Origin of the sequence: Pantoea stewartii, from assembly GCF_011044475.1 — a bacterium.
Classification (GTDB): Bacteria; Pseudomonadota; Gammaproteobacteria; order Enterobacterales; family Enterobacteriaceae; genus Pantoea; species Pantoea stewartii.
In genome coordinates this window covers 979,260-989,234 of record NZ_CP049115.1, presented here as the reverse complement: position 1 = coordinate 989,234, position 9,975 = coordinate 979,260, and the positions used below count along the sequence as shown (strand labels likewise).

8 protein-coding genes are annotated in these 9,975 nt (G+C 57.3%); 7 read left to right on the top strand and 1 reads right to left on the bottom strand.

The window, feature by feature from the left end; translation table 11 throughout:
* The first annotated feature begins 110 nt into the window (after positions 1–110).
* The 4 genes from phnC to phnE (G5574_RS04630) all read left to right on the top strand — a co-directional run bounded on the left by phnC (position 111) and on the right by phnE (G5574_RS04630) (position 3,757).
* Positions 111–941: a phosphonate ABC transporter ATP-binding protein gene (gene phnC / locus G5574_RS04645; RefSeq protein ID WP_006119631.1), complete on the top strand. Its 831-nt coding sequence runs from the start codon at positions 111–113 to the stop codon at positions 939–941.
* Positions 942–966: 25 nt separating this feature from the next.
* The gene (gene phnD / locus G5574_RS04640) at positions 967–1,896 is read left to right on the top strand and encodes a phosphonate ABC transporter substrate-binding protein (RefSeq protein ID WP_006119630.1); all 930 of its coding nucleotides are present in this window, start codon (positions 967–969) and stop codon (positions 1,894–1,896) included.
* 119 nt (positions 1,897–2,015) lie between these two features.
* The gene (gene phnE, locus G5574_RS04635) at positions 2,016–2,870 is read left to right on the top strand and encodes a phosphonate ABC transporter, permease protein PhnE (protein WP_164483201.1); all 855 of its coding nucleotides are present in this window, start codon (positions 2,016–2,018) and stop codon (positions 2,868–2,870) included.
* A 2-nt stretch (positions 2,871–2,872) separates the two neighbouring features.
* Complete coding sequence (gene phnE, locus G5574_RS04630) at positions 2,873–3,757, top strand: phosphonate ABC transporter, permease protein PhnE (protein ID WP_033739486.1); 885 nt, start codon at positions 2,873–2,875, stop codon at positions 3,755–3,757.
* Here phnE (G5574_RS04630) and G5574_RS04625 read toward each other — a convergent pair.
* Positions 3,711–6,311 (bottom strand): ATP-binding protein, encoded by a 2,601-nt coding sequence (locus tag G5574_RS04625; RefSeq protein WP_164483200.1) that lies wholly within the window; start codon positions 6,309–6,311, stop codon positions 3,711–3,713. The genes phnE (G5574_RS04630) and G5574_RS04625 overlap by 47 nt on opposite strands.
* A gap of 146 nt (positions 6,312–6,457) precedes the next feature.
* Here G5574_RS04625 and G5574_RS04620 point away from each other — a divergent pair, with 146 nt between their 5' ends.
* The 3 genes from G5574_RS04620 to G5574_RS04610 all read left to right on the top strand — a co-directional run bounded on the left by G5574_RS04620 (position 6,458) and on the right by G5574_RS04610 (position 9,973).
* A complete protein-coding gene (locus G5574_RS04620; RefSeq protein WP_164482122.1) occupies positions 6,458–7,972 on the top strand; it encodes a sugar ABC transporter ATP-binding protein in 1,515 nt (504 codons plus the stop codon).
* A gap of 10 nt (positions 7,973–7,982) precedes the next feature.
* Entirely contained in the window at positions 7,983–8,963 is a 981-nt protein-coding gene (locus G5574_RS04615) for an ABC transporter permease subunit (protein ID WP_033739482.1), read from the top strand.
* A gap of 71 nt (positions 8,964–9,034) precedes the next feature.
* Positions 9,035–9,973, top strand: a complete 939-nt coding sequence (locus G5574_RS04610) for an ABC transporter substrate-binding protein (protein ID WP_054633546.1) — start codon at positions 9,035–9,037, stop codon at positions 9,971–9,973.
* The last annotated feature ends 2 nt before the right edge of the window (positions 9,974–9,975 follow it).

The window sequence follows — 9,975 nt, the reverse complement described above, 5'->3', positions numbered from 1 at the left end:
CCTGCTGCCAGCAAAGGCACTGAGCCAACAGGTACGGGCCAGACAGGGTAATGAAGCCCCGGATTCAGCGTCGGGTGCACAGAACGTTAACTGGAACAACGGAGAACATCATGGCACAGGCACTGCTGAAAACGGTGGTCGATAACGTCACGTCGTTGACCCACTCCGGCGGGCAAAAAGTGTTATCTGTTCAGGGATTGAGCAAAGCCTACGGTAGCAACAAGGTCCTCGATAATGTCAGTTTCGATTTGCATGCGGGTGAATTAGTGGCGGTGATTGGTCGCTCTGGCGCAGGCAAATCGACATTGCTGCATATGCTGAACGGCACCATTTCGGCCTCGCAGGGCGCAATCATCAGCCTGCATCACGGCGAAGCCGATCGCAATGTGGTCAACCTCAGTAGCCGCCAGATGCGCGAATGGCGTGCGCAGTGCGGCATGATTTTTCAGGATTTCTGCCTGGTGCCGCGTCTTGACGTGCTGACCAACGTGCTGCTGGGTCGTCTCAGCCAGACGTCGACGCTGAAATCGTTTTTCAAAGTCTTCTCTGACGCCGACCGCGCCCGCGCGATTCAACTGCTGGAGTGGATGAACATGCTACCGCAGGCGTTACAGCGTGCCGAAAACCTTTCAGGTGGACAAATGCAGCGCGTGGCGATCTGTCGGGCGCTGATGCAAAACCCCAAAATTCTGCTGGCCGACGAACCGGTTGCCTCTCTCGATCCCAAAAATACCACCCGCATTATGGACGTTCTGCGCCAGGTGAGTGAACAGGGCATCAGCGTGATGGTTAACCTGCACTCGATCGAGCTGGTGAAAAGTTACTGCACCCGCGTCATTGGGATTCAACGCGGTGTGGTGCTCTTTGACGGCCATCCTTCTGACCTGACCGACGGCCTGCTGCATCAGCTGTACGGCGATGAATTCAACCAGATCCACTAACTATCACAGCAAGAGAACAAGGCTAATGAAAATCAAAGCTTTCGCGTTATTGACTACGGCACTGCTTACCTTTGGCGTTAATGCAGCGGATGCACCTAAAGAACTGAATCTGGGCATTTTGGGCGGTCAGAACGCCACCCAGCAGATTGGTGATAACCAGTGTGTGAAATCCTTCTTTGATAAAGAACTGCACGTGGATACCAAAATCCGCAACTCGTCCGACTATTCCGGCGTAATTCAGGGCCTACTGGGTGGCAAAGTGGATCTGGTGCTGAGCATGTCGCCGTCGTCTTACGCCTCGGTGTATATTCAGGACCCGAAAGCCGTCGATTTAGTCGGCATTGTCGTGGATGACAAAGATCAGTCTCGCGGTTATCACTCTGTCGTGATTGTGAAAGCTGACAGTCCTTACAAAAAGCTGGAAGATCTGAAAGGCAAATCGTTTGGGATGGCCGATCCGGATTCCACGTCAGGCTTCCTGGTACCCAATCAGGCCTTTAAAAAGCTGTTTGGCGGCAACATCGACAACAAATACAACAATTTCTTTTCCAGCGTAACCTTCTCCGGTGGTCATGAGCAGGACATCCTGGGCGTACTGAATAATCAGTTCGACGGCGCCGTCACCTGGACCTCCATGGTGGGGGATTACAATAAGGGCTACACCTCCGGTGCGTTTGGCCGCCTGATCCGTATGGATCATCCTGACCTGATGAAACAGATCCGCATCATCTGGCAGTCACCGTTAATTCCTAACGGGCCTATCCTCGTGAGCAATAAACTGCCCGCCGACTTCAAAGCGAAAGTGATTGCTGCAATCAAAAAACTGGATAAAGACGACCACGCCTGTTTCACCAAAGCCGTAGGCGGCCAGCAGCACATTGGCAAAACCTCTGTGGCTGACTTCCAGAACATCATCGACATGAAGCGCGAGCTGATGAAAGGCGCACGCGGCTAACGGTAAAGCCGTTGGCGTTGAGCCAGCGAGCCGCCCGCCGGGGTGCGGGCGGCCCGTTATCACAGACAGATTTCCCTTTCTCTGCTGACTTTGCCACACATCAATCTGAGAACACCGCCGTGACCGACTTCGAACGCTATTATCAACGCATCCGCCGCCAACAGAAGCGTGACTCGCTCGTCTGGTCACTGGTGCTGGTGGGGCTTTACCTGGCGGCGGCGAATATGGCCGAGTTCAATCTCGTGACCATCTGGCAATCCTTACCGCACTTTTTTGATTACCTGCACGAGATCATGCCCGTATTGCATCTGCCGGTGTTATTTGCGGATGGCAAGACAGAAGGATCGCTGGCTTACTGGGGCTATCGTCTGAATATCCAGCTGCCGTTGATATGGGAAACATTGCAGCTGGCGCTGGCCTCCACGCTGATTGCGGTGGTGATAGCGGGCGTGCTGGCCTTCTTTGCGGCCGATAACACACAAACGCCAGCCAGTCTGCGCATGGCGATTCGCGCTTTTGTCGCCTTTCTACGCACCATGCCGGAACTGGCCTGGGCGGTAATGTTTGTGATGGCATTTGGCATCGGAGCGATTCCCGGCTTTCTGGCGCTGGCGCTGCACACCATTGGCAGCCTGACCAAACTGTTTTATGAAGCCATTGAGTCCGCCTCGGATAAACCGGTGCGCGGGCTGGCGGCCTGCGGTGCCAGCAAACTGCAACGGATGCGCTATGCCTTCTGGCCGCAGGTGAAGCCGGTTTTTCTGTCATACAGCTTTATGCGCCTGGAAGTTAATTTCCGTTCGTCGACCATCCTGGGGCTGGTGGGGGCGGGCGGCATTGGTCAGGAGTTAATGACCAATATTAAACTGGATCGCTTTGATCAGGTCAGCATGACGCTGCTGCTGATTTTGATTGTGGTCTCGGTACTGGACACCGTTTCTGGCCGCCTGCGCCGTCGCGTTGTGGAGGAATAACCATGGTTACGCTTGCGCCCGATATCAGCGCGATGAAACAGCAGCATCCCGCGCTGTTTGCTGCACAAAACCGCTATCTGCGTCGCCTTGCCATGCTGGCCCTGGCGCTGGTGCTCTATTATGTCTTTTTCTTTATGGTGTTTGGCATCGAATGGAACCGCCTGCTCACAGGATGCCAGCAACTGGGCCGCTATTTTCTGCGCATGTTTGTCTGGCAGGACTTCGTGAACTGGCCGTTTGGCTACTATTTCTCTCAGGTCGGCATTACGCTGGCGATTGTGTTTGCCGGCACGCTGACCGCCACGCTGCTGGCGCTGCCGCTCTCGTTTCTGGCGGCGCGTAATGTGATGCATGACAAGGTTGCCCGTCCCATTGCGTTTGTTGTGCGTCGCCTGTTCGATATGCTGCGCGGCATTGATATGGCGATCTGGGGCCTGATTTTTGTTCGCGCGGTCGGCATGGGGCCGCTGGCCGGGGTGCTGGCGATTATCCTGCAGGACATTGGTCTGTTAGGTAAGCTCTATTCCGAAGGCCACGAAGCGGTTGAGCGTTCACCCAGTCGCGGCCTGGGCGCGCTGGGCGCCAACAGTCTGCAGAAACACCGGTTTGGTATTTTCACCCAGTCTTTCCCACAGTTTCTGGCACTGAGCCTGTATCAGATCGAGTCCAATACCCGCTCAGCGGCGGTGCTTGGCTTTGTCGGCGCGGGCGGTGTCGGCCTGGTGTACGCGGAGAACATGCGCCTGTGGAACTGGGATGTGGTGATGTTCCTGACGATCATCCTGGTTGTCGTGGTCATGGTGATGGATGCCATCTCCAGCCGCCTGCGTAAACGCTATATCATCGGGAAGCCGGTGCCGTTGTGGCAGCCTGGCGGGCACGATTAAGCCGCGCGCTGCGCTGCCAGGCGCGCTGAAGCGCCTGCACCAGCTGCGCTGCCTGCCAGGGTTTCGCCAGTCGTTCACATAACGGCAACGTGACGGGCTGGTGACGCAGATCCTGGCCGCTGATGAGCAATGTAGCCAACTGTGGCCACTTTTGCTGTGCCTGACGAATCATCTCCGCACCGTTAATCTCACCCGGCAGCATCAAATCGCTGATCAGCAAATCGATATCCGGCGTCTGGTGCAGCAGCGCCAGCGCCGCTTCGACCGTGTCACACTCCAGCGTCAGGTAACCCAGTTGGTGCAGATGTTCACACAGGGTTTGCCGCACAGCCGGTTCATCATCCAGCACCAGAACTAACCGGTCCTGCGCGGCATCCGGCTGCGCCGGGTGCGAGGCGACGGATCGGACCGCCGGGACATCGGGTGCGCGGGGCAGCAACAGCCGTACGGTGGTGCCCTGGCCCGGCGCGGTTTCCAGCTCTACCTGTCCGCCCGACTGACGAACAAAACCGTAGACCATCGACAGGCCCAGGCCGCTACCGGTACCGGTTGTTTTGGTGGTAAAGAAGGGTTCAAACACCTGCGCACGCACTTCTTCTGACATGCCGCAACCGTGATCGATGACCTCAATGGTGACCCGGTCTCGCTTTTCACCGCGCTCAGTGCGGCGCTGGTTCCAGATACGCAGACGGATCTCGCCGCTTTGTCCGGCCATCGCATCTCTGGCATTCACCACCAGATTCATGACCGCATTCTCTAACTGACTGGCATCAATCCAGGCAGGCCAGCCGGGCCGTTGGGCATCAATAATCAGGTGTTGACCGGGCAACAGCGAATGTTGCAGCAGCCCCTGCAGGTTTTCCACTAACGACACGACTGACACCGCATGCGGATTCAGGGTTTGCTTACGCGAAAAGGCCAGCAGTCGCTGGGTCAGCAGGGCTGCCCGATCCGCCGCCTGGCGGGCGCGTTCTATCCGGCTCGCAAGAGGGCCGGGCGGCAGTTGCCCCTCGGTTAACGCCAGGCTGCCGATAATGACGGCCAGCAGGTTGTTGAAATCATGCGCGATGCCGCCGGTCAGCTGACCTACCGCTTTCATTTTCTGACTGTGTACCAGCGCTTCTTCCAGCACCTTCCGTGAGGTACGTTCCAGCACCGTATTCACGCTACCGCGCCGGGGGACCGGGCTGAAGCGCAGTTCTACGGTGCGGCCATCGGCCAGCCTGACTTCCTGTGGTTCCGCCAGATCGTGCAGGTGTATATCAAGCTGCGCCAGCAGATGCTGGTAGTGCAGTCCCCGCTGCAAATCCCGCGGTGCGATGCCCAGAAGCTGCGGATACTGATCGTTCCACACCACCAATTCGCCGCTGTTATCAAACAGGGCAAAGCCATCACGCATTGCCAGAAAGGTGGATTCAAGTTGGGTACTTTTCTCTTTTAGCAGACGCGACGTATGGGCCAGCGAGGCGGTATTACGGGCAAACACGTTGAATGCGCGCGCCAGCTCGCCCAGTTCATCCCGGCGCTGAAGGCCCGGCACGCTGACATTGTGTTCCCCCTGGGCCAGCCGGGTCATTGCGGCGGCAATGGCGGTCAGGCTGGACCCCAGGTTGCGGTAGATGTAGTACCCGGTATAGACGGTGATGGCGAGTGCCAACAGGGCAGAAAGCAGGATAAAGCCACTGACCGAATCCCGTTGTCGGTGAGTGGCAATGTTACGCTGATCACTTTGCCGGGCTACCTGCTGAACGTACGCGGTAATGTCATCATTCAGCGCGGCTACGAGCGCCTTGATACGGTAGGTGGCATAGGCGATGGACAGATCGCTCTGTTCCAGCGCTGCCGCCAACGGGATCAGGCTGCGTTGGGTTTCCAGTAACTGCTGCACGTTGTCACCCAACGCCCCCGATGCGGCCACGTTGCGCCATTGCGTCATCACCTGCTGCAACTGATCGATGACCGCGGTCGAGGAGGGCGTACGAATCGCAATATCCAGTAGCCTGCCGGTCTGCTGGCGCAACGCGAAATCGGGTGCGCCGGTTCCGTTGCGGTGTGCCAGGTCATTAATGCGTTCCAGCAGCAGCTGTGACTGCCATAACCCGCTGAGCACAAGATTGCGCTGCAAATGACGTTCATGGCCCTTACGCAGCAACAGACTCACAGACTGCTCAAGCATCAGACTGCGTGCACGCAGTCGGGCCACGCGTTCAGGCTCGCGTGCAGCCAGCGGCGTACTGGCCAGCAGGGCGAGTGAATGTTGCAGGGCCTGCTGATTCTGCTGCAGTCGTCGCGATTCGCTCTGATATTCCAGCGCGCCCACGACCTGAGATAACCGCACGGCGGTGATGGCGACATTCGCGGTATTGCGCGCCAGCGCCAGGCTGCCGTTCATATCGGCCAGCGTCTGAGCCTGAGCCTGTTCCTGAAGGCTTCCGGCATGGCGAAAGCTGGTAATGGCCACCACGCTCACCATCAGGGTGACGCACACAACTAATAAATGCGACAGCAACAGGCGACCGCGCGCCCCGACCTGCCACGGCAAACTGCGTTGCATCAATACGCTCTCCGGCCATGCGACGATAGGGCGAGTATAAAAGTGAGTGCGAAGCGGAATATGACAAATATGAATGGCCGCTGACATTATCCATTTATCTTCTCCTGCTTAACTCGCGGCTATCCATAATCAGCAGGAGCGGGGCGATGACAGCTAAGCCGATACTTGAAATGCGTCAGATCACCCGGCGTTTTGGCCACTTCTACGCACTGAAAGGCGTTGACCTGACCGTTTATCCTGGCGAGGTGCATGCGCTGATGGGGGAGAATGGCGCGGGCAAAAGCACCCTGATGAAGATTCTGGCGGGGGCCTATACGGCCACCAGCGGCGAGGTGTTGATCAACGGCGAGCCGTATCCGCTTAAAGGACCGAAAGCGGCATTAGCGGCCGGGATTACGCTGATCTATCAGGAAATCAACCTTGCTCCGAATCTCACCGTGGCAGAAAACATCTTTCTGGGAAGCGAAATCACCCGTGCTGGCATGGTCAGGCGTCACCAGATGGCCCGTGAAGCGCAGCAGGTTATTAACCACTTAGGCGCGCAGTTCAGCGCAACGGACAAAGTCAGCAGGCTGAGCATTGCCGAGCAGCAACAGGTGGAGATTGCGCGCGCCCTGCATCGCAACAGCCGTATTCTGGTGATGGATGAGCCCACCGCCGCCTTATCCAGCCGCGAAACTGAACAACTCTTTGCCCTGATCAAACGGCTGCGCAGCCAGGGAATGGCGATTATCTACATCAGTCATCGCATGGCGGAAGTGTATGAGCTGTCGGATCGCGTCAGCGTACTGCGCGACGGGCAGTACGTCGGCAGTCTGACGCGCGACAACCTTAACGCCAGCGAACTGGTGCGCATGATGGTGGGACGCCCACTCAGCGATCTGTTCAATAAAGACCGCACCATTCCTCGCGGCGAGGTGCGTCTGGCTCTGCACAACCTGTCCGATGGCGGCAAGGTACAGCCCTGTAGCCTTAACGTGCGGGCAGGCGAAATTGTTGGCCTGGCCGGCCTGGTTGGTGCGGGACGCAGCGAACTGGCCCAGCTGATTTTTGGCGTGCACCGGCTTCAGCAGGGTGAAATCTGGGTGGACGGCCAGAAGGTAGAGATTCACTCCCCAAGAGAAGCGATTGCGCACGGCATTGGCTTTCTGACCGAGAACCGCAAAGAGCAGGGATTATTCCTCGAAATGGCTGCACAGGAAAACATCGTGATGGCCACGCTGGAACGTGATGCGCAGTACGGCATGCTGAACCGCCGTCAAGCCAGAAAGATCGCCAGCGAGGCGATTGCCGCGCTCAATATCCGGGTTCCCCACGCGCTGGTGCGTGCAGGAGGCCTGTCCGGTGGCAACCAACAGAAGCTGCTGATTTCCCGCTGGATTGCCATTGGTCCGCGCATTCTCATTCTGGATGAGCCGACGCGCGGCGTGGACGTCGGGGCCAAAAGCGAGATTTACCGCATGATGCAGGATATGGCGCGGCAGGGCGTGGCCATTCTGATGATCTCCAGTGAATTACCGGAAGTGGTCGGCATGAGTGACCGGGTTTATGTGATGCATGAAGGCACTATCGCAGGGGAACTGGAAGGTAACGAGATCGGTCAGGAAAACATCATGACGCTGGCAACTGGTGCGTATAGCGCATCACCGCTTGAAGTATGAGGATAAAACCATGACACAAACGGCACGGATTCATCCACCCACGGTCAGACGAGCCCTGATGGGCGACATCATGCAGACCGTCGGCATTTTACCCATTTTGATTTTAATCGTGGCGGTCTTCGGCGTTGTCACACCCAATTTCTTTACCGAAGCCAATTTACTGAATATTACGCGCCAGGCGTCCATCAACATTGTACTGGCCGCAGGCATGACGTTTGTCATTCTTACCGGCGGTATCGATTTATCTGTCGGCTCAATGCTGGGCACGACGGCGGTGGTGGCGTTGCTCACTTCGCTGGATCCGATGCTGGCCTCGCTCACGATTCCGATGGCGCTGGGAGCCGGGCTGGCGATGGGCCTGTTTAACGGCATTCTGGTCGCCTGGGCCGGGCTTCCGCCGTTTATCGTGACGCTGGGCACCTATACCGCACTGCGCGGAGCCGCCTATCTGCTGGCGAACGGCACCACGGTCATCAATGCCGATATCAATTTCGAGTGGATAGGCAATGGCTATCTGGGGCCGGTACCGTGGCTGATTGTTATTGCGTTCGCGGTGATTGCGCTTTGCTGGTTCATCCTGCGCCGCACCACGCTGGGCGTTCACATCTACGCCGTAGGCGGCAATATCCAGGCAGCCCGTCTGACCGGGATCAAAGTCGGGCTGGTACTGCTGTTCGTTTACGGGATGAGCGGCTTACTGTCCGGCTTGGGCGGACTGATGAGCGCTTCACGTCTCTACAGCGCCAACGGCAATCTGGGCATGGGTTACGAGCTGGATGCCATTGCGGCGGTCATTCTGGGTGGCACCAGTTTTGTGGGGGGAATCGGCACCATTACCGGCACGCTGATTGGCGCACTGATTATTGCCACGCTGAACAACGGCATGACATTGATGGGCGTTTCTTATTTCTGGCAGCTGGTGATTAAAGGGGCCGTGATCATCATCGCCGTTCTGATCGACAAATATCGCACGCGTCATCATGTGGGCTGATGTCCCCTATGCAGAGAGTACACAACGCGCCATTCAGCAGTTGGCCGATAAATAACAGCAGGAGAAGATCTATGCGTTTTAATCCGATTGTAACCGGGTTGCTGGCGGCAACGCTGCTCAGCGCCGGTATGGCTCAGGCAAAAGAACTGAAATCGATTGGCGTGACGGTGGGCGATCTGGCTAACCCGTTCTTCGTGCAAATCACCAAGGGCGCAGAGATGAAGGCGCGCCAGCTGGCTGGCGATAACGTCAAGGTGACGCTGGTGTCGAGTGGCTACGATCTCGGACAGCAGGTAGGGCAGATAGATAACTTCATCGCCGCTAAAGTCGACATGATTATCCTGAATGCCGCGGACTCAAAAGGGATCGCGCCCGCAGTGAAACGCGCACGGGATGCCGGTATTGTGGTGGTGGCTGTCGACGTCGCCGCCGACGGTGCCAACGCGACGATCACCTCGGATAACACTCAGGCCGGTGAAATGGCCTGTAAATATATCGCTGACCGTCTGAAAGACAAAGGCAACGTCGTCATTATCAACGGACCGCCGGTCTCGGCGGTGCAAAACCGCGTGGAAGGCTGTATGACGGCGCTGAAGCGCCATCCTGACATCAAACTGCTTTCTTCTAATCAGAACGCCAAAGGCAGCCGTGAAGGCGGCCTGGAAGTGATGACCGGCCTGCTGTCGGCCAACCCGAAAATCGATGCCGTGTTCGCGATTAACGATCCAACCGCAATTGGCGCGGATTTAGCGGCGAAACAGGCACAGCGTAACGAGTTCTTCATTGTCGGAGTGGACGGCTCACCGGACGGCGAAGAAGCGCTGAAGCGTAAGAACTCGCTCTTTGCCGCCACGCCCGCTCAGGATCCTCAGGTGATGGCCGCGAAAGCCGTCGAAATCGGTTACGACATCCTGCAGGGAAAACCCGCACCGGATAAACCCGTGCTGATCCCGGTGAAGCTGATCGACCGTAATAATGTCGGCAGCTACAAAGGCTGGACCGTGAAATAAAC

What these genes read in the sequence shown, in the direction of transcription:
- phnE (WP_033739486.1), top strand. Translation starts at nt 2,873, where the DNA reads ATGGTTACGCTTGCGCCCGATATCAGCGCGATGAAACAGCAGCATCCC.
- G5574_RS04615 (WP_033739482.1), top strand. Translation starts at nt 7,983, where the DNA reads ATGACACAAACGGCACGGATTCATCCACCCACGGTCAGACGAGCCCTG.
- phnD (WP_006119630.1), top strand. Translation starts at nt 967, where the DNA reads ATGAAAATCAAAGCTTTCGCGTTATTGACTACGGCACTGCTTACCTTT.
- phnC (WP_006119631.1), top strand. Translation starts at nt 111, where the DNA reads ATGGCACAGGCACTGCTGAAAACGGTGGTCGATAACGTCACGTCGTTG.
- G5574_RS04610 (WP_054633546.1), top strand. Translation starts at nt 9,035, where the DNA reads ATGCGTTTTAATCCGATTGTAACCGGGTTGCTGGCGGCAACGCTGCTC.
- G5574_RS04620 (WP_164482122.1), top strand. Translation starts at nt 6,458, where the DNA reads ATGACAGCTAAGCCGATACTTGAAATGCGTCAGATCACCCGGCGTTTT.
- G5574_RS04625 (WP_164483200.1), bottom strand. Translation starts at nt 6,311, where the DNA reads ATGCAACGCAGTTTGCCGTGGCAGGTCGGGGCGCGCGGTCGCCTGTTG.